This is a genomic window from Pseudomonas sp. CGJS7, assembly GCF_036961695.1.
Map to the genome: position 1 here is coordinate 65008 of NZ_JBAMDI010000040.1, position 18770 is coordinate 83777.

18 protein-coding genes and 1 pseudogene are annotated in these 18770 nt (G+C 62.3%); 7 read left to right on the forward strand and 12 right to left on the reverse strand.

Annotated elements, in window-relative coordinates; all coding sequences use genetic code 11:
- Positions 1 to 77 precede the first annotated feature (77 nt).
- Together V7787_RS23260 and V7787_RS23265 are read left to right on the forward strand one after the other, a co-directional pair.
- Positions 78 to 1355, forward strand: a complete 1278-nt coding sequence (locus V7787_RS23260) for an acetyl-CoA C-acetyltransferase (protein ID WP_064493237.1) — start codon at positions 78 to 80, stop codon at positions 1353 to 1355.
- A gap of 89 nt (positions 1356 to 1444) precedes the next feature.
- Positions 1445 to 2224, forward strand: a complete 780-nt coding sequence (locus V7787_RS23265; protein WP_003255291.1) for an AraC family transcriptional regulator — start codon at positions 1445 to 1447, stop codon at positions 2222 to 2224.
- Positions 2225 to 2319: 95 nt separating this feature from the next.
- On the opposite strand, the gene V7787_RS53125 is transcribed toward V7787_RS23265, so the two are convergent.
- The 5 genes and pseudogenes from V7787_RS53125 to V7787_RS23285 all read right to left on the reverse strand — a co-directional run bounded on the left by V7787_RS53125 (position 2320) and on the right by V7787_RS23285 (position 7676).
- Positions 2320 to 3087, reverse strand: a complete 768-nt coding sequence (locus V7787_RS53125; protein ID WP_370688781.1) for a methyl-accepting chemotaxis protein — start codon at positions 3085 to 3087, stop codon at positions 2320 to 2322.
- Between the two features lie 90 nt (positions 3088 to 3177).
- Positions 3178 to 4263: pseudogene (locus V7787_RS53130) on the reverse strand (HAMP domain-containing protein); the annotation flags it as partial.
- Positions 4264 to 4430: 167 nt separating this feature from the next.
- Positions 4431 to 4841 carry a Cu(I)-responsive transcriptional regulator gene (cueR, locus tag V7787_RS23275; RefSeq protein WP_004576995.1) on the reverse strand — a complete coding sequence of 137 codons (411 nt, stop codon included), beginning with the start codon at positions 4839 to 4841 and terminating at the stop codon, positions 4431 to 4433.
- Positions 4838 to 7237, reverse strand: coding sequence for a heavy metal translocating P-type ATPase (locus tag V7787_RS23280; protein ID WP_064493236.1), 2400 nt, complete (start codon positions 7235 to 7237; stop codon positions 4838 to 4840). Before V7787_RS23280 ends, cueR begins: the two co-directional genes overlap by 4 nt.
- 52 nt (positions 7238 to 7289) lie before the next feature.
- Positions 7290 to 7676 carry a hypothetical protein gene (locus tag V7787_RS23285; protein WP_064493235.1) on the reverse strand — a complete coding sequence of 129 codons (387 nt, stop codon included), beginning with the start codon at positions 7674 to 7676 and terminating at the stop codon, positions 7290 to 7292.
- A gap of 145 nt (positions 7677 to 7821) precedes the next feature.
- Here V7787_RS23285 and V7787_RS23290 point away from each other — a divergent pair, with 145 nt between their 5' ends.
- Together V7787_RS23290 and V7787_RS23295 are read left to right on the forward strand one after the other, a co-directional pair.
- Positions 7822 to 8019: a heavy-metal-associated domain-containing protein gene (locus tag V7787_RS23290; protein WP_014589568.1), complete on the forward strand. Its 198-nt coding sequence runs from the start codon at positions 7822 to 7824 to the stop codon at positions 8017 to 8019.
- A gap of 107 nt (positions 8020 to 8126) precedes the next feature.
- The gene (locus tag V7787_RS23295; RefSeq protein WP_003255285.1) at positions 8127 to 9308 is read left to right on the forward strand and encodes a multidrug effflux MFS transporter; all 1182 of its coding nucleotides are present in this window, start codon (positions 8127 to 8129) and stop codon (positions 9306 to 9308) included.
- On the opposite strand, the gene V7787_RS23300 is transcribed toward V7787_RS23295, so the two are convergent.
- The gene (locus V7787_RS23300; protein ID WP_080574868.1) at positions 9259 to 9456 is read right to left on the reverse strand and encodes a hypothetical protein; all 198 of its coding nucleotides are present in this window, start codon (positions 9454 to 9456) and stop codon (positions 9259 to 9261) included. The two genes, V7787_RS23295 and V7787_RS23300, sit on opposite strands and share 50 nt — an antisense overlap.
- A 489-nt stretch (positions 9457 to 9945) precedes the next feature.
- On the opposite strand from V7787_RS23300, the gene V7787_RS23305 reads away from it, so the two are divergent.
- Positions 9946 to 10659 carry an ArsR/SmtB family transcription factor gene (locus tag V7787_RS23305; protein WP_053868202.1) on the forward strand — a complete coding sequence of 238 codons (714 nt, stop codon included), beginning with the start codon at positions 9946 to 9948 and terminating at the stop codon, positions 10657 to 10659.
- 20 nt (positions 10660 to 10679) lie between these two features.
- Here the strand turns inward: V7787_RS23305 and V7787_RS23310 are convergent, their stop codons facing one another.
- From V7787_RS23310 to V7787_RS23330, 5 genes are all read right to left on the reverse strand, one after another.
- A complete protein-coding gene (locus V7787_RS23310) occupies positions 10680 to 11627 on the reverse strand; it encodes an adenosine deaminase (protein WP_010951862.1) in 948 nt (315 codons plus the stop codon).
- 86 nt (positions 11628 to 11713) lie between these two features.
- A complete protein-coding gene (locus tag V7787_RS23315) occupies positions 11714 to 12400 on the reverse strand; it encodes an SDR family oxidoreductase (protein ID WP_064493234.1) in 687 nt (228 codons plus the stop codon).
- Positions 12401 to 12768: 368 nt separating this feature from the next.
- Positions 12769 to 13353: an IMPACT family protein gene (locus V7787_RS23320; protein ID WP_003255280.1), complete on the reverse strand. Its 585-nt coding sequence runs from the start codon at positions 13351 to 13353 to the stop codon at positions 12769 to 12771.
- Positions 13354 to 13362: 9 nt separating this feature from the next.
- Complete coding sequence (locus tag V7787_RS23325; protein WP_003255279.1) at positions 13363 to 14025, reverse strand: TetR/AcrR family transcriptional regulator; 663 nt, start codon at positions 14023 to 14025, stop codon at positions 13363 to 13365.
- 90 nt (positions 14026 to 14115) lie between these two features.
- A complete protein-coding gene (locus V7787_RS23330) occupies positions 14116 to 15033 on the reverse strand; it encodes a LysR family transcriptional regulator (RefSeq protein WP_014755221.1) in 918 nt (305 codons plus the stop codon).
- Between the two features lie 118 nt (positions 15034 to 15151).
- Here V7787_RS23330 and V7787_RS23335 point away from each other — a divergent pair, with 118 nt between their 5' ends.
- Together V7787_RS23335 and V7787_RS23340 are read left to right on the forward strand one after the other, a co-directional pair.
- Positions 15152 to 16498 (forward strand): aspartate aminotransferase family protein, encoded by a 1347-nt coding sequence (locus V7787_RS23335; RefSeq protein ID WP_064493233.1) that lies wholly within the window; start codon positions 15152 to 15154, stop codon positions 16496 to 16498.
- 69 nt (positions 16499 to 16567) lie between these two features.
- Positions 16568 to 18061 carry a CoA-acylating methylmalonate-semialdehyde dehydrogenase gene (locus V7787_RS23340; RefSeq protein WP_064493232.1) on the forward strand — a complete coding sequence of 498 codons (1494 nt, stop codon included), beginning with the start codon at positions 16568 to 16570 and terminating at the stop codon, positions 18059 to 18061.
- A 428-nt stretch (positions 18062 to 18489) separates the two neighbouring features.
- Here the strand turns inward: V7787_RS23340 and V7787_RS23345 are convergent.
- A partial coding sequence (locus V7787_RS23345) for a hypothetical protein (protein WP_336089732.1) occupies positions 18490 to 18770 on the reverse strand: 281 nt, incomplete at its 5' end.

An 18770-nucleotide genomic window follows, 5' to 3' on the forward strand; every position in this document is an offset into this window, starting at 1 on the left:
CTTTGCGGCAGGGTCGTTCGAATGCGGTAAAAACACCTAGGCTGTACCGAACAAATTGTTTCAGGAGGAACACGCGCATGCGTTCAACTCGCCGGGTCGCGATCCTGGGCGGCAACCGGATCCCTTTCGCCCGCTCCAATGGCGCCTACGCTACAGCCAGCAACCAGGCGATGCTCACGGCCGCGCTTGAAGGCTTGATCGAACGCTATCGCCTGCACGGGCTGCGGTTGGGCGAGGTGGTGGCCGGTGCCGTGCTCAAGCACTCGCGCGACATGAACCTGACCCGCGAGTGCGTGTTGGGTTCGCGCCTGTCACCGCAGACCCCGGCCTATGACATCCAGCAGGCCTGTGGTACCGGGCTGGAGGCTGCGCTGCTGGTAGCCAACAAGATTGCCCTGGGGCAGATCGACTGCGGTATTGCAGGCGGTGTCGATAGCACCTCCGATGCGCCGATCGCCGTCAACGAAGGCTTGCGCCATATATTGCTGCAGGCCAACCGTGGCAAAAGCCTTGGCGAACGGTTAAAGCCCTTCCTCAAGCTGCGGCCTCATCACCTGAAACCCGAGCTGCCACGCAATAGCGAGCCGCGTACGGGGTTGTCGATGGGCGAGCATTGCGAGCGCATGGCCCACACCTGGCGCGTTGGCCGCGCCGAGCAGGACGAATTGGCGCTGCTTAGCCACCAGAAGCTGGCCGCTGCCTATGCCGAGGGTTGGCAGGACGACCTGTTGACGCCGTTTCTTTCGCTGGCACGGGACAACAACCTGCGCCCCGACCTGAGCCTTGAGCAGTTGGCCGGACTCAAACCAGCCTTTGACCGCAGCGGGCAGGGCACGTTGACGGCGGGTAATTCCACGCCGTTGACCGATGGTGCTTCGCTGGTGCTGTTGGGCAGCGAGGCGTGGGCGCAGCAGCAGGGGTTGCAGGTGCTTGCCTATCTGGTGGATGGCGAAACCGCCGCGGTGGATTTTGTCACGGGGCGCGAAGGGTTGTTGATGGCGCCGGTGTATGCCGTGCCGCGCTTGCTGGCACGCAATGGCCTGACGCTGCAGGACTTTGACTACTACGAAATCCACGAAGCCTTTGCGGCCCAGGTGCTGTGCACGCTCAAGGCCTGGGAAGATGCCGATTACTGCCGTGAGCGGTTGGGCCTGGAGGCGCCGCTTGGCGCGATCGACCGCAGCAAACTCAATGTCAGGGGCAGTTCGCTGGCGGCCGGGCACCCGTTTGCGGCAACCGGTGGGCGGATATTGGCCAACCTGGCCAAGCTGTTGGCGACGGCGGGTAAGGGGCGCGGGCTGATTTCGATCTGTGCGGCAGGCGGGCAGGGGGTGACCGTTATCGTCGAGCGTTGAAGCACCTCCAGGGTAACGGCAGAGGCGGCGAGTGCCTCGATCATGATCCAGCTGTTAGGCTTGTCTGGTCAGAACTAAAAGAAAATACCATGCCGATCATCGGACACCCCCGCGCTATCCCCGCGCTGGAACACCTGCCCAGACCGCTCTACGCCCGTGCCGAAAGCCTTGGCGCCGGTTCCTGGACGACTCGCCACCAGCACGACTGGGTACAGTTTTCCTACGCCATCAGCGGTGTACTTGGCGTGTACACACGCGACGGCAGTTACTTTGCCCCACCGCAGTGGGGGGTGTGGATCCCCGCCGATGCCGAGCATGAAGTGGTCACCTCGATGCAAGCCGAGATGCGCAGCCTGTATGTGCGCCGCGATGCCTGCCCATGGGCGCCGGAACAATGCCGAGTGCTGGAAGTCACGCCGCTGGCGCGCGAGCTGATCAAGCAGTTCTGCCTGTTCCCGGCAGATTACCCAGAGGACGACAGCGCCGAATCGCGTCTGGTGGCAGTGCTGCTCGATCAGTTGCGCACCTTGCCGGAAGTCGGTTTTTCGCTGCCGTTGCCCCGCCACCCTGGTTTGCTGGCGCTGTGCAATGGCTTGATCGCTGCACCAGACCAGCCGCAGACCTTGCAGCAGTGGGCGCGGGAGCTGGGGTGTTCGGAGAAGACGCTGATGCGGCTGTTTCAACGGGAGACCGGCTTGAGCTTTCGTAATTGGCGCCAGCGCATGCGGCTGTTGTCGTCGCTGGCGTTGCTGGAGGCGGGGGAGAATGTGACCGAGGCGGCGCTGGGGTGTGGGTATGACTCCACCTCGGCCTACATTGCGGCATTCAAGCAGCTGTTTGGCGCGACACCGGGGGAGTTGAAGCTTTAGTTCAGGGTTACTTGTGCCGGCCTCTTCGCGGTAAACCCGCGCCTACGGAGGGCGCGTTACCACCCGCGAAAAGGGCCGGCACAGGCCATGCATCATCAGGTGCGGAACCTGCGCACCAGCGTATCCAGCTCATTGGACAGCCCAGCCAGGCTCTCGGAGTCCTGGCGCGCCGCCTGGGCCAGCTCGGCCACCAACTGCGCATCCCCGTGAATCTGGCTGATGTGCCGGTTGATGTCCTCAGCCACCTGATGCTGCTCTTCGGCGGCCGTGGCGATCTGGGTGTTCATGTCGCGGATCACGTCCACCGACTCACGGATCTGCCCGAAGCTGTCGCGGGCCAGGCCAATGCGGCTGACCGACTGCTGCGACACTTCCAGGCTGGCGTGCATCTGCTCGGCCACTTCGGCGGTACGGCTGGCCAGGTTGCCCAGCAAACCGTCGATTTCGGCGGTGGAGTCGGCAGTACGCTTGGCCAGCGCCCGCACTTCGTCGGCCACCACGGCAAAGCCGCGGCCCTGTTCACCGGCACGGGCCGCTTCGATGGCGGCGTTCAGGGCCAGCAGGTTGGTCTGTTCGGCAATCGAACGGATGGTGCCGAGGATCGACTGAATGGCGTTGCTGTCACGCTCCAGCTGTTGGATCGACTGGGCCGATTGCTCGATTTCGTGGCTCAGGCGATCAACGCTGTGTACCGCCGCATCGATCTGCTGCTGCCCTTCGCGGGCCTGCTGCTGGCCGCTGTCGGCCGACTGCGCCGCCTGGCTGCAGGACCGTGCCACTTCATTGGCGGTGGCGACCATTTCGTGGAATGCGGTGGAAACCATGTCCACGGCTTCGCGCTGGCGGCCGGCCGCCTCGGCCATGTCGCTGGAGACGCGGGTCGAGCTGCTGGACGTGCTGAGGATCTTGCTGGCAGCAGTGCCGATGTGCTGGATCAGGCTGCGAATGGCACCGAGGAACTGGTTGAACCAGTTGGCCAGTTGCGCGGTTTCGTCGCGGCCGCGGATTTCCAGGTTGCGGGTCAGGTCACCCTCACCTTGGGCAATGTCTTCCAGGCCATTGGTGACGCTGTTGATCGGGCGCACGATCAGTTTGGCGAAGGCCGCACCGACCACCGCGAACAGCGCGGCCAACACCACAGCGATGACACCGATCAGCCAGGTGAGCCGGGTGGTGGTCTGCATCACTTCGCTTTGTTCGATCAGGCCGATGAAGGTCCAGCCCAGCTGCTGGTCGGGGTAGACGTTGGCCATGTAGTGCACGCCATTGAGTTCGACCTCGACCAGGCCTTTGCCGGCTTTGGCCAGCTTGGCATAACCGTCGCCAAAGCTTCCCAGCTGCTTGAAATTGTGGGTGGCGTCGCGCGGGTCGACCATCACGTTGCCGTTGCTTTCCACCAGCATCAGGTAGCCGCTTTCGCCCAGTTTGATCTGCTTGACGATCTCGGTCAGACCCTTGAGCGACACGTCGATGTTGACCACGCCGCCGGGGTTGCCCAGCTGGTTGGCCACGGTGCGCACGGTGCTGACCAGCACCGCATCGTCGGCGGCCCAGTAGTAGGCACCGGTACGCAGTGTCTTGCCAGGGTTGGCCATGGCAAGTTGGTACCAGGGGCGGGTGCGTGGGTCATAATTGACAAACTTCTGGCCGGCCGGCCAGCCGGTGTAGCCGCCGTCATTCACCCCGTAGGACAGGTAGGCGTAGGCGGGATGTGAGTTGGCCAGGCGAGTCATGAAGTCGAGAATTTTGCTGGCCTGCTCGCCCAGTTCGTAAGACGGGGTTGCGCTCATGTACTTGTTCAGCTCGCTGCCCGTGGCGGCAACCATTGGCTGGGAAGCCATGTACTCGACGTTCTGGTTGATCCCCTGGAAGAAGATGTTCATCGCATTGCTGACCTGGCGGATTTCCCGGCTGCTGCTGTCGAGGAATCCGTCGCGGGCTTCGCCGCGCAGGTTGATGACCACCAGGGTGGCCACCAGAACGATGGGCAAGCCGGCGATGACCGCGAATGCCCAGGTCAATTTCTGTTTGATGCTCATCGACGCTCCCGGAATTGTTATTTTCGACACACGAGGCAGGTAGCATCTACATCGGCAGCATCCGGGTTTTATGAAGCCAAAACGCCCGTATTTATTGGATAAAGTCGTGGTTGGTGACTAATCGGTCGTGTTTGGACATTTATGGCATGCCAAACGCTCGTGGCAGCTCAGTGACAGCAGCTGCCTGCAGCACCATTGGCCAGGTCTTTGAGGATCGGGCAGTCCGGGCGGTCGTCACCCTGACAGTGCGAAACCAGCTCGCCGAGGGTGTCGCGCAGGCTCACCAGCTCCTCGATACGCCGGTTCAGTTCATCGATGTGGTGCATGGCCAGCGCCTTCACATCGGCGCTGGCACGTTGGCGGTCCTGCCACAAGGTCAGCAACTTGCCGACCTCCTCGAGGGAAAAGCCCAGGTCGCGGGAGCGTTTGATGAAGGCCAGGTTGTGCAAGTCTTGCGCCTGGTACAGGCGGTAGCCGCTGTCGCTGCGAGTGGCGGGTTTGAGCAGGCCGATGGACTCGTAGTAACGGATCATCTTGGTGCTGAGCCCGCTGCGGCGGGCGGCCTGGCCGATGTTCATGGCGCCTCCTGGGTGCTGCTGGTGGGTTTCCACGTTTTAAGCCACAGTGCATTGCTGACGACGCTGACACTGGACAGGGCCATGGCGGCACCTGCCAGTACCGGGTTGAGGTAACCCAGCGCGGCGAGCGGAATGCCGATCAGGTTGTAGATGAAGGCCCAGAACAGGTTCTGGCGGATCTTCGCGTAGGTTTTGCGGCTGATTTCCAGCGCGGCGGGCACCAGACGCGGGTCGCCACGCATCAGGGTGATGCCGGCGGCCTGCATGGCCACATCGGTACCGCCACCCATGGCAATGCCGATGTCGGCCGCGGCCAACGCCGGTGCATCGTTGATGCCATCGCCAACCATGGCGACCACCCCATCCTGCTTGAGCGCGGCCACGGTCGCGGCCTTGTCGGCCGGTAGCACTTCGGCGTGCACATCGTCGATGCCCAGTGCCTCGGCAACCACTTTGGCGCTGCCACGGTTGTCACCGGTCAGCAGGTGGCTGCTGATGTGTTGGGTGTGCAGGGTTTCGATGGCCTGCGCGGCGCCAGGCTTGAGGCTGTCACCAAAGGCGAACAGGCCCACGACTCTCGGTTGCGCGCCGCGCTCGATCAGCCACGACAGTGTGCGCCCTTCCGCTTCCCAGGCCTGGGCCTGGGCGGCCAAATCGCCGGGCTGCAGACCGCTTTCGTCAAGCAGTCGGCGGTTGCCCAGCGCCAGTTCACGGCCTTCAACGCGCCCGGCAATGCCGCGCCCGGTCAGTGACTGGCTGTCGGCAACGGTTGGCACGTCCAGCCCTTGCTCTGCACAGGCCACCAGTACCGCCTTGGCCAGCGGGTGTTCACTCCCGCGCTGCAGGGCGCCGGCCAGGCGGTGAAGGTCGGCACTGTTGCCGTCCAGCGCCTGGCTGTGAACCACCCGCGGGCTGCCGGAGGTGAGGGTACCGGTTTTGTCGAACACTACGCGGTTGACCGCATGGGCACGCTCCAGAGCTTCGGCATCCTTGATCAGGATGCCGTGGCGGGCGGCGACCCCGGTGCCGGCCATGATCGCGGCGGGCGTGGCCAGGCCGAGGGCGCAGGGGCAGGCGATGACCAGCACGGCGACGGCGTTGATCAGCGCGGTTTCCAGCGGTACCCCAGCCAGCCACCAGCCAATCAGGGTGATCAGCGCCAGTACCAGCACGGCCGGGACGAACACCTGGCTGACACGGTCGACCAGCTTCTGGATCGGCGCTTTGGCGGCCTGGGCGTCTTCCACCAGGCGGATGATGCGCGCCAGCACGGTCTCGGTGCCCAGTGCCTGGGTACGCACCAGCAGCCGGCCTTCGCCATTGATGGCGCCACCGGTGACGCTGTCGCCGGGTTGCTTGGGCACTGGCAGGCTCTCGCCGCTGATCAGGGCCTCATCGGCATGGCTGCTGCCGTCTTCGACCACGCCGTCGACCGGGAAGCGTTCGCCGGGCTTGACCAGTACCAGGTCGCCCACGCGCAACTGGGCGATGGCCACGTCCTCTTCCACGCCGTCGACCACGCGCAGGGCGCGTTCCGGGCGCAGGGCTTCGAGGGCTCGGATGGCACTGGCGGTCTGGCGTTTGGCGCGGCTTTCCAGGTACTTGCCCAGCAATACCAGGGCAATCACCACGGCTGAGGCTTCGAAGTACAGGTGCGGAGCCATGCCGGCGGGAGCCTGTGCCCATTGGTACAGGCTCAGGCCATAACCAGCGCTGGTGCCCAGGGCCACCAGCAGGTCCATGTTGCCGGCGCCGGCGCGCACGGCCTTCCAGGCTGCAATGTAGAAGCGGGCACCGAGAATGAACTGCACGGGTGTGGCCAGCAGGAACTGCGCCCAGGCGGGTAGCATCCAGTGCAAGCCGAACGGTTGTACCAGCATGGGTAATACCAGCGGCAGGGCCAACAGCAAGGCTGCACCGACTGCCAGGCGCTCGTTGCGCAGGCGGCGCTGGACAGCGCTTTGGTCGTCCTTGGTCGATTGCGGCAGGCTGGCGCTGTAGCCTGCCTTCTGCACAGCGTCGATCAGCAGGTTGTCATCAAGGGCGGCAAGCACTTCGAGGTGCGCGCGTTCGCTGGCCAAGTTGACGCTGACCTGCTCGACCCCGGCCAATTTGCCCAGGGCGCGCTCTACTCGGCCGACACAACTGGCGCAGGTCATGCCGCCTATCTGCAGTTCGAGGGTGCGGGTTGGTACCCCGTAACCGGCCTCGCGCACGGCTTCGACCAAGGCTGGCAGGCTGGCAGGCGGGGCCAGAACCCGAGCTTTTTCAGTGGTGAGGTTTACGCTGACCTGTTCAGCGCCGGTGACCTTGCGCAGGGCGCGCTCGACCCGGCCAGCACAGCTGGCGCAGGTCATGCCGGAGATCGGCAGGTCGTATGTGGTGGATGCGGGCATGGCTCTCCTCCTTGGACAGGTCTCCAGCATCAACCTTGCCACGCAGGCAAGGTCAATAGCCCAGGTCGGCTCGTTTCAACTCCAGCCCATATTGCCCCATGGCGATGCGGTATTTGTTGATCTGGCCCGCCTGCAGATTCAAACGCGTGCTGCGCTGGTCCTCTATACCTGCGGCGCAACCCGGCATTTGCCCAGGCAGCAGGCGCAGGCGCACATCCACCGGGCCAGGCGGCAGGTTGAACGAGGTGGACTGCTCCTGGAAAACGCGCCCGGAAAGCTGGTCGTTGAGGTACACGCCGATTTCGCAACTGGTGGCCACTTCCAGGCGCTCCCGGGAAATGATCAGTACGCTGTAGGTCGAGTTGCCCTCGGCGAATGCCGGTGGCACCACAGCCAGCGCGCCCAAGAGCCCGACGACGCCCAATGCTGCCCTGAACATGAAAAATCTCCTGCTTGCCTGATCGTCAAAGGCGCAGCTTGGCCGACGCGGACGCGGATTTCCACCCCGGGTGTTGCAGGCAGGGCTTGACCTTGCCCTGATGGCAAGCTTGAAACTTGTGAAAAACCTGAAGGAGGTAACCCCCATGCAAGTGTTCAATGTGCAAGGCATGACCTGCGGCCATTGCGTGAAAGCCGTGACCCGCGCGGTGCAGGAGCAGGATGCGGCAGCCAGGGTGGAAGTTGATCTGGCGGGCAAACAGGTGCGTGTGCAGAGCGAGTTGGCGCAGGAGCAGATCCTCACTGCGATTCGGGATGAGGGGTATCAGGCTGAACTCGCCTGAAGACCTGATTGCTCCCTCCGGGGCTAACAGTGTTGCAAATCTTTTCACATTGACAGGGTCCACAGCAGGTAGAATCAGTCACTTGCTTAGCCTGCTATGGATTCCTGATGAACCTGCGAATGGTGCTCATCCTGGGCGCACTCAGTGCGTTCGGGCCCTTGGCGATCGACTTCTACCTGCCAGCCTTTCCGGCCATGGCGCAAGCGTTCGCCACCGATGAAAAACACGTCCAGGCCACGTTGGCCGCCTACTTCCTGGGCCTGTCTATCGGGCAGTTGGCCTATGGGCCGGTTGCCGACCGCTTTGGCCGACGCAAACCGTTGATGTTCGGCGTTACGCTGTTCACCCTGGCATCACTGGCCTGTGCCTACGCCCCCAACCTCGATACCTTGGTGGTGGCGCGTTTCATCCAGGCACTGGGTGGTTGTGCCGGCATGGTGCTTTCGCGGGCCATCGTCAGCGACAAGTGCGACCCGGTAGCTTCAGCCAAAGTGTTTTCGCAACTGATGCTGGTCATGGGCTTGGCGCCGATCCTGGCACCGATGCTGGGTGGGGTGCTGGTGAACCTGGCCGGCTGGCAGTCGATCTTCCTTGCTCTGAGCCTGTTCAGTGCTGGCTGCCTGCTTGCGGTAAGCCTGGGCCTGCCGGAAAGCCTGCCCGAGCATATACCCCGCCAACCGCTATCTGGCGCTTTACGCCAATACCTGCGGCTGCTGGCTGACCGGGTTTTCCTCGGCCATGCCCTGACCGGCGGTATCGCCATTGCCGGCATGTTCGCCTATATCGCCGGTTCACCTTTCGTGTTCATCAAACTGTATGGCGTGCCCGCTGAGCACTACGGCTGGCTGTTCGGTACCAACGCCGCAGGTTTTATTCTGGTGGCGCAGGTGAACGCCCGCCTGCTGGCCAAACGCGGGCCGGCCTTCCTGCTGGGCCGTGCGGTGTGGCTGTATCTGGTTGCGGGCCTGGTGCTGTTGGGCGTGGCGGCGTTGCGCCCTGCGCAATTGTGGCCGCTACTGGTGCCGCTGTTCATCTGCATCGCCAGCCTTGGTTGCATCATTCCCAATGCTTCGGCCTGCGCCATGAGTGGACAGGGCGCGCGTGCCGGCAGCGCGTCGGCACTGATGGGCTGCGTGCAGTTCAGCGTAGCTGCGGGTGCTGCGGCGCTGGTCGGGCTGCTGCATGATGGCAGTGCGGTGCCAATGGCAATCGTGATCAGCCTGTGCGGGGCGCTTGTGGTCAGTGTCGCGCTGTTGACCCGGCGTCTGCAGGCCAAGGCTCCCGCATGAGCGGGTGAGGTGCCTGCAGCCGGGTTTCCAGCGTGGCGACGAAGGCGCGCGCCTCAGCCTCGCTGCGGAAACTGACCACATGCTGATCGAGCTGGACTTGCCAGGGGCAGGCGGGGTTTCGGCTCGACGCACTTACGATAATTTTCATCGCGGCATACCTCCAGGAAGGGGAGCCGCTCAAGTGTAGCGCTGGCCCGCCAGCCTGCCATGACACGGCTTCAGCGTCCTGACTGACGGTAAGTGTGCGCATTTCCCTGGTGGTGTTTCCTACTTTGGGCGCAATGCCCGCAAACCCGCAGAACCTTCGCTTTGTTTCGCGCTATTTGTGGAAGGTTGCTGTGGGCCACATCTGAAATGGCTGCAAGTTTGTTTTCATCAAGATGTTTCAGCGCGTTTGTGTGGGCGTACCGGTGCCTTGGTTGACTTGGTTCCGGGGCGTTTTCGAAGCCGCTTCGCTGCTTGCCATGGGTAGGCATACCCAGTGGTTTTTCGTCATGAGTACGACGGCACCTGGTCGTCTGACCGGCGTTTTTCTGCGGCTTATACTGGCGAGCCAGGCCAGTGCCAGCGAGAGGCGCTTCCCTGGCAGGGTTGGCCATCGCATCCCCACCGTGAACTTGCAGGGAGTTACAAGGACATGAACGCAGCCAGCAGTATCAGCCAAATTGCCAGCCTGATGGCCGACCCCAAGCGCAGTGCCATGTTGTGGGCATTGATCGATGGCACACCACGGTTGGCCAATGAGCTCGCGATAATGACTGGCCTGACTTCATCATCAGCCTGCGCACATCTTTCGCTGCTGTCGTCGGCCGGTTTGCTCAGGCATGAAGCCAGGGGCCGCAAACGTTACTTCTGCCTGGCTACCCCGCAGGTCGGAGCAGCGGTAGAGGCCTTGGCCAGCGTACAGCTGGAAAGCGCCAGGGGAGAGCGTGCCGAAACGCCGGTATCATCGCTGCCGCTGTCGATGCGCCGGGCGCGCCGATGTGGCGATCACCTGGGTGGGGAGTTGGCCAGTGAGCTGTACCATCGCATGGTGGTGGCTGGCTGGTTGGAAGGCAGCGGACGGCACTTGAGGGTCAGTGACGAGGGGCGGGCGCAGTTGGCCTTGGTCGGGGTGTACATCGATGCCCTGGCGCCACACCAGCAACGAGGTTGCGTGATCTGCCGCTGCACCGAATGGAATGACCAGGGCCCGCATCTGGGTGGCGTACTGGGCCAGGCCTTGTTCAGGTTGTTCCTGCAATCTGGCTGGATGCGTGAGTTGGAGGACTCGCGGGCATTGCATATTTCGGCGCTGGGTATCCAGCAGATCAATCGCATAGCCCGCGTGGCGACGTTGCAGGTCGGTTGAGCGCAACGTCGTCATGCTACTCAAACCAGCCGTGCGTCCAGGCTGTTCTGCGCCAGGCGACGTGCCTGGTCTTCGGTCATGCCCAAGTGGGTATGCAGAGCGTGGAAGTTCTCCGTGACGTAGCCTCCGAAGTAGGCCGGGTCGTCCGAGTTGACCGTGACTTTCACACCACGCTCGAGCATGTCGAGGATGTTGTGCTGGCTCATGTGGTCGAACACGCAGAGCTTGGTGTTGGAAAGCGGGCACACCGTGAGCGGGATCTGCTCGTCGATGATGCGCTGCATCAGGCGCTCGTCTTCGATGGCGCGCACGCCATGGTCGATACGTTTGATCTTCAGCAGGTCGAGGGCTTCCCAGATGTACTCAGGCGGGCCTTCTTCGCCAGCATGGGCAACGGCGACGAAGCCTTCGCTACGGGCGCGGTCGAACACACGCTGGAACTTGCTGGGTGGGTGGCCCATCTCCGAGCTGTCCAGGCCTACGGCAATGAACGCATCGCGGAACGGCAATGCCTGATCGAGGGTCTTTTGCGCTTCATCCTCGCTGAGGTGGCGCAGGAAGCTGAGGATCAGGCCGCTGCTGATGCCCAGTTGCTCGCGGCCATCCTTGAGCGCCTGGCTGATGCCGTTGAGCACCACTTCGAAAGCAATGCCGCGGTCGGTGTGGGTCTGCGGGTCGAAGAAGGGTTCGGTGTGGATCACGTTCTGGGCCTTGCAGCGTTGCAGGTAGGCCCAGGTCAGGTCGTAGAAGTCCTGCTCGGTGCGCAGCACGTCGGCGCCCTGGTAATACAGGTCGAGGAACTCCTGCAGGTTGTTGAAGGCATAGGCACCGCGCAAGGTCTCCACATCGGCCCAGGGCAAGGCGATCTTGTTGCGCTCGGCCAGGGCGAACAGCAACTCGGGCTCCAGTGAGCCTTCCAGGTGCAGGTGCAGTTCGGCCTTGGGCAGGGCGTTCAACCAGTCATACATAGTGGTTCATCTCAATCAGGTACGGTTGCGGCCATTCTACAGGGGCCGGCCGGGCAATGCGCCCAGCCGGGCTGCGACCTGGTGAATCACCAGACCAAGGGCTCGCCCTTGTAGTTGATGAAGCGCAGGCCGCCCTTGCCGCTTTGGGCCTTGATCTGTTCGATCATGCCGCGGGTGCTGGTGAGCACATCGATATCGGCGTTTTCGCCACCCATGTCGGTTTTCACCCAGCCCGGGTGCATGGCCAGCACGCACAGGTCCGGGCGCTGCTGCTCAACAAAGAAGCTGTTGATCATCGAGTTCAGTGCCGCCTTGCTGGCCTTGTACAGGCAGATTTCGCCACCGTCGGGGATGGTGACGCTTCCCAGGATCGAGCTCATGAAGGCCAGCACACCACTGCCTTCGCGTATTTGACCCACTAGGCGGCGAGCCACGCGTATCGGCGCCACAGCGTTGGTCATGAACAGATCGCCAATGTCGCTGTTGTGGACTGCCTCCAGGTCTTGCGGCAGGGGGCCCATGACCCCGGCGTTGACGAATATCAGGTCGAACACCTGGCCTTGCAGGCGTTGCCTCAGGCTGTCGAGCTGAACGGTGTCGTTCATTTCCAGCTGCTCGATATGCACGCCGGGCACGTTCGCCAGGGCGCCGGGCTGCTGCGGGTTACGGACGGTGGCAGTGATGTGCCAACCGTCTTCGTGCAGGCGTTGTACCAAGCCCAGGCCAAGGCCGCGCGAGGCGCCGATGATGAGGGCAGTTCTTGAATTGGCCATAGGAACATTCCTTTATCGGTGTAGGAGAAAGGAATTGAGCATACGTCACGGCGAATACGCGTGCCTGGTTTGCGTCTGGTTAAAAAATGGTCAGTTTTGTCTGGGCCTTGCGGGGCCGGGCGCTTCGCCTGTTGGCGCACGGGTTATCCACAAGCTGGTCCACAGTTATTGTGTGCAAGGTGAGCAAGCGGGGTGCGGCTTGGATGGGCGGTTCGCTGGGGATAAGTCGCGCACATTCAGCAGTTTACGACTGTCATCAAATAGTGATCAAAATATGATCAAAGCTCTGGGGGCCTCGAAATCACTAGCCTGCAAGAGAGTGCCCCAAGCTTATCCACAGGCAGGCCCACAGTTGTTGTGGGCAATGTTCAGCGTGCTTCGAGCAAAATACGCCCGCGGCTCAGGTCCGCCAGTTGCTGTTGCAATGGCGCCAGGTGGGCGTCACCGAGGGCAATCACCAGGTCCACACCATTGGCGGTGAACTGTTCATCCAGGACCAGGCCGTCAATCTCGGCCAGGCGCAACTTCACCAGCGCCAGTTCGCTGAAACTGCAACTGCAGCTGAAGTGGCTGCGCTGCACCAGTAGGCGCTTGGGCGCCTGTTGCAGGCACTTGTTGGCGCCGCCGCCATAGGCTCTGGCCAGGCCGCCGGTACCCAGCTGGATGCCGCCGTACCAACGGATCACCAGCACCACCACCTGGTCGCAGTCCTGCGCTTCAATGGCCGCCAGTATCGGCCGCCCTGCAGTGCCGCCGGGTTCGCCGTCGTCACTGCTGCGGTACTGCGCGCCGAGTTTCCAGGCCCAGCAGTTGTGGGTAGCGGCCAGGTCGCTGTGGCGTTCGATGAAACTCATCGCTTCGGCGGCGCTGCTGATCGGCCCGGCGAGGGTGATGAAGCGGCTTTTGCGGATTTCCTCGCGGTATTCGCAGAGGTCGAGCAGGGTAGAAGGCATAAAGGACAGTCAGGCAGCCGGCTTGATGCCGCAGCCCTTCAAAATGATGTGGATAAGGTTGTTGCTCGCGTCTTCCATGTCCTGCTTGGTCAGGCGGCTGCGGCCAGTCACCTGGCAAATCTGGGTGGCGAAGTCAGCGTAGTGCTGGGTGCTGCCCCAGAGCAGGAAGATCAGGTGTACGGGGTCGACCGGGTCCATCTTGCCTGCTTCGATCCAGGCCTGGAATACCGCAGCACGGCCGCGGAACCATTCGCGGTAGTCGGCACTGAAGTATTCGGTCAGGCAGGTGCCACCGCTGATCACTTCCATGGCGAAAATGCGCGAAGCTTGCGGGTTGCGCCGGGAGAACTCCATCTTGGTGCGGATGTACTGGCTCAGGGCTTCACCGGGGTCGTCATCGACGCTCAAGGCGTTGAAGGTGCTGTCCCACAACTCGATGATGTTGCTGAGCACGGCGATGTACAGGCCCAGCTTGTTGGTGAAGTAGTAATGCAGGTTAGCCTTGGGCAACCCCGCCTTGAGGGCGATGGTGTTCATGCTGGTGCCCTTGAAACCATGGCGGGCGAATTCATCTTCGGCGGCCTGGATAATGGCCTGTTCGTTCTTCTGGCGGATACGGCCCGCGGGCTTGCCCGAGGCGGAGAGGCGATGCGCAGGGACTTCTAGGGTCATGGACGATTCCGTACGGTGCAGTGGCTGCGGCTGTGGGACAAGATTACCTGCCTGTGCCGAAGTGACAAGCGTTTGCGGCACAGACAGGCATCAACGTGTCGCAGCCAGGCTTTCGAGGAAGCTTTCCAACACCAGGTTGGGGCGCCGGCCTTTGCGGGTAACCCAGCTCAGGCTCAGGTCATAAAAACGCTCCTTGGGTTTGAGCGCACGCAAACGGCCTTGCTGCACCCAGAACATGGCGTAGTGGTCGGGCAGGTAGCCGATATAGCGCCCGGTAAGGATGAGAAACGCCATGCCCTCGCGGTCAGAAGCACTGGCTGTGCAATTCAGCGCCTGGTAGTGCGCCTGGATGTCGGCCGGCAGGCGGAAGGTGGGGGTGATGGCTTCCTGGCTGTTGAGGCGCTCGTCGTCTATCTGCTGGTCGTCGGCGTAGAACAGCGGGTGGCCAACCGCGCAGTACAGCAGCGAGCGTTCGCTGTACAACGGTTGATACTCAAGCCCCGATAACGGGCTGGTCTGTGGTACGACGCCAACGTGCAGGCTGCCGTCGAGCACGCCGTGCTCGACCTGGCTGGGGGCGATCATGCGGATCTGGATGCGCACATCAGGGCCCCGATCCTTGAGTTCCGCCAGGGCATGGGTGATACGCATGTGCGGCAGTGTCACCAGATTGTCGGTCAGGCCGATGTTCAGCTCGCCGCGCAAATGCTGGTGCAGGCCGTTGACCTCGGTGCGGAAGCTTTCCAGCGCGCTGAGCAGTTGCAGGGCTGAATGGTAGACCTCGCGGCCTTCCTCCGTCAGCGAGAAACCGGCGCGGCCGCGCTGACACAGGCGCAGGCCAAGGCGTTGCTCGAGGTCGTTCATCTGCTGGCTGATGGCCGAGCGACCAATGCCCAGTACGTTTTCGGCAGCCGAGAAGCCACCGCACTCGACGACGCTGCGATAGATCTTCAGCAGGCGGATGTCGAAATCGCTGACTTGGGCGAGTGGATCGGGGCGTCGGCTCATTAGTTTAGTCACGGCCTGTCTGAAGGTTAGAAATGTAGGCTTTTTCAGACTCTATCGCCGTGCCAATTTAGCTGCAACAACATCCATCGTTGCCTAATCGTCTTCCGAGGAACCGCCGATGAACATGCCCGAAACTGGTCCTGCCGGTATCGCCAGCCAGCTCAAGCTGGACGCCCACTGGATGCCCTACACCGCCAACCGCAACTTCCAGCGCGACCCACGCCTGATCGTGGCGGCCGAAGGCAACTACCTGATCGATGACCACGGGCGCAAGATCTTCGACGCCCTGTCCGGCCTGTGGACCTGCGGCGCAGGGCACACTCGCAAGGAAATCGCCGACGCGGTGACCCGTCAACTGAGTACGCTGGACTACTCCCCAGCGTTCCAGTTCGGCCACCCGCTGTCGTTCCAGTTGGCGGAAAAGATCGCCGAGCTGGTTCCGGGCAATCTGAATCACGTCTTCTATACCAACTCCGGTTCCGAGTGCGCCGATACCGCACTGAAGATGGTGCGTGCCTACTGGCGCCTGAAAGGCCAGGCAACCAAGACCAAGATCATCGGCCGTGCCCGTGGTTACCATGGCGTGAACATCGCGGGTACCAGCCTGGGTGGCGTCAACGGTAACCGCAAGATGTTTGGCCAACTGCTGGACGTCGACCACCTGCCTCACACTGTATTGCCGGTGAACGCCTTCTCGAAAGGCTTGCCGGAAGAGGGCGGTATCGCGCTGGCTGACGAAATGCTCAAGCTGATCGAGCTGCACGATGCCTCCAACATCGCAGCAGTCATCGTCGAGCCGCTGGCCGGATCGGCCGGTGTGCTGCCGCCGCCAAAGGGTTACCTGAAGCGCCTGCGTGAAATCTGCACCCAGCACAACATTCTGCTGATCTTCGACGAAGTGATCACAGGCTTCGGCCGCATGGGGGCGATGACCGGCTCGGAAGCCTTCGGCGTTACCCCGGACCTGATGTGCATCGCCAAGCAGGTGACCAACGGCGCCATCCCGATGGGCGCAGTGATTGCCAGCAGCGAGATCTACCAGACCTTCATGAACCAGCCGACCCCGGAATACGCCGTGGAATTCCCACACGGCTACACCTACTCGGCGCACCCGGTAGCCTGTGCCGCCGGTCTCGCCGCGCTGGACCTGCTGCAGAAGGAAAACCTGGTGCAGTCCGCGGCTGAACTGGCGCCGCATTTCGAGAAGCTGCTGCACGGCGTGAAGGGCACCAAGAATATCGTCGATATCCGTAACTACGGCCTGGCCGGCGCCATCCAGATCGCCGCCCGTGACGGTGATGCCATCGTTCGCCCATACGAAGCGGCCATGAAGCTGTGGAAAGCCGGCTTCTATGTACGCTTTGGTGGCGACACCCTGCAGTTCGGCCCAACCTTCAATACCAAGCCGCAGGAACTGGACCTCCTGTTCGATGCGGTAGGCGAAACCCTGAACCTGATCGACTGATCTTTCCGATATTGATGCCAGGCGCCCGCAGCGTGCGCCTGGCTCTCCTTTGTTTATCTGGAGTTTTGCATGAGCATTGTTCAGCACCTGATTCACGGCGAACTGGTTACCAAGGGTGAGCGCACCGCCGATGTCTTCAACCCGTCCACTGGCCAGGCCGTTCGCAAGGTCGAACTGGCCAGCCGCGCAACCGTGCAGGAAGCGATCGACTCGGCCAAGGCAGCCTTCCCGGCCTGGCGCAACACCCCTCCGGCCAAGCGCGCCCAGGTGATGTTCCGCTTCAAGCAACTGCTGGAGCAGAACGAAGCCAAGATTTCGCAGATGATCAGCGAAGAGCACGGCAAGACCCTGGAAGACGCCGCCGGCGAACTGAAGCGTGGTATCGAGAACGTCGAGTTTGCGTGTGCAGCCCCAGAAGTGCTGAAGGGGGAGTACAGCCGTAACGTCGGTCCGAACATCGACGCCTGGTCCGACTTCCAGCCGCTGGGCGTGGTTGCCGGTATCACCCCATTCAACTTCCCGGCCATGGTGCCGCTGTGGATGTACCCGCTGGCCATCGCCTGCGGCAACGCTTTCATCCTCAAGCCTTCCGAGCGTGACCCGAGCTCGACCCTGTACATTGCCCAGTTGCTGCTGGAAGCCGGCCTGCCGAAGGGCATCCTCAACGTCGTGCACGGTGACAAGGAAGCGGTGGATGCGCTGATCGAAGCGCCGGAAGTCAAAGCACTGAGCTTCGTGGGTTCGACCCCGATCGCCGAGTACATCTATGCCGAAGGCACCAAGCGTGGCAAGCGTGTACAAGCCCTGGGGGGCGCGAAGAACCACGCGGTGCTGATGCCGGATGCCGACCTGGACAACGCAGTCAGTGCACTGATGGGCGCGGCTTACGGCTCGTGTGGCGAGCGTTGCATGGCCATTTCGGTAGCCGTGTGCGTGGGCGACCAAGTGGCTGACGCCCTGATTGCCAAGCTGGAGCCACAGATCAAGGCGCTGAAGATTGGTGCCGGCACCTCGTGCGGCCTGGACATGGGCCCGCTGGTGACTGCGGCAGCGCGTGACAAGGTCGTGGGTTACATCGATGACGGTGTTGCTGCTGGCGCCAAGCTGGTGGTGGATGGCCGTGGCTTCCGTGTGGCGGGTAATGAAGATGGCTACTTTGTAGGTGGCACCCTGTTCGACAATGTGACCCCGGAGATGCGCATCTATAAAGAGGAGATCTTTGGCCCGGTGCTGTGCGTGGTCCGTGTGAATAGCCTGGAGCAGGCCATGCAGCTGATCAACGATCACGAGTATGGCAACGGCACCTGCATCTTTACCCGTGACGGTGAAGCGGCCCGTCTGTTCTGCGACGAGATCGAAGTGGGTATGGTGGGTGTGAACGTACCGCTGCCGGTGCCGGTGGCCTACCACAGCTTTGGTGGCTGGAAGCGTTCGCTGTTTGGTGACCTGCATGCCTATGGCCCGGATGGTGTGCGCTTCTATACCCGTCGTAAGGCCATTACCCAGCGGTGGCCGCAGCGGGCCAGCCATGAAGCGTCGCAGTTTGCATTCCCTAGCCTGTAAGGGAAGTAGATGAAGCGGGGAGGCCGTCAGGCCTCCCCGCTTTGTTTTTGGGGGTTGGTTGTTGCTGTTGTAGGGGGAGGTGTGGTGGGTATGTCTTGAGGTGGTTTTGGCGGTGAGATGTGTCTGCCATAACCCCTGCAGCGCCTGTGAGATCGAGCGCCGCGCGCGTCCGGCTTGAGACATTCACCGCCTATGAGATCGAGCGCCGCCCGCGTCCGGCTTGAGACATTCATCGCCTATGAGATCGAGCGCCGCCCGCGCGGCGCTTCGCGGGTAAACCCGCTCCTACGTTTGTTTCGGGCCAGTCCCTCCTGTGCCTGGCGCGCGCGACCGCCTTGTTGGTAAGACGCGATATTGAGACAGGCACCAAAGCGTTCGCGCGCGAATCCCACAGGCATAATTGGCCCGAAACAAACGTAGGAGCGGGTTTACCCGCGAAGCGCCGCGCGGGCGGCGCTCGATCTCACAGGCGCTGAAACTGTTGTGGCGAACACTTGGCAGCCCCCATACGGTCTTTTCCCCTTATATTTCACTTTCTTGAAATTAAAGGTTGACGCCCTCTCGAATCCCCTTATAATGCGCCCCACTTCCAGCGACAACGGAACGACAAACTCCTTGAAATTCAATGAGTTAGACAGTTCTGAAGGTACTGAAAGGGCTACGATCAAATGATCGCCAGCGGTTGAGATGATGGTTGACAGCGCTTCTG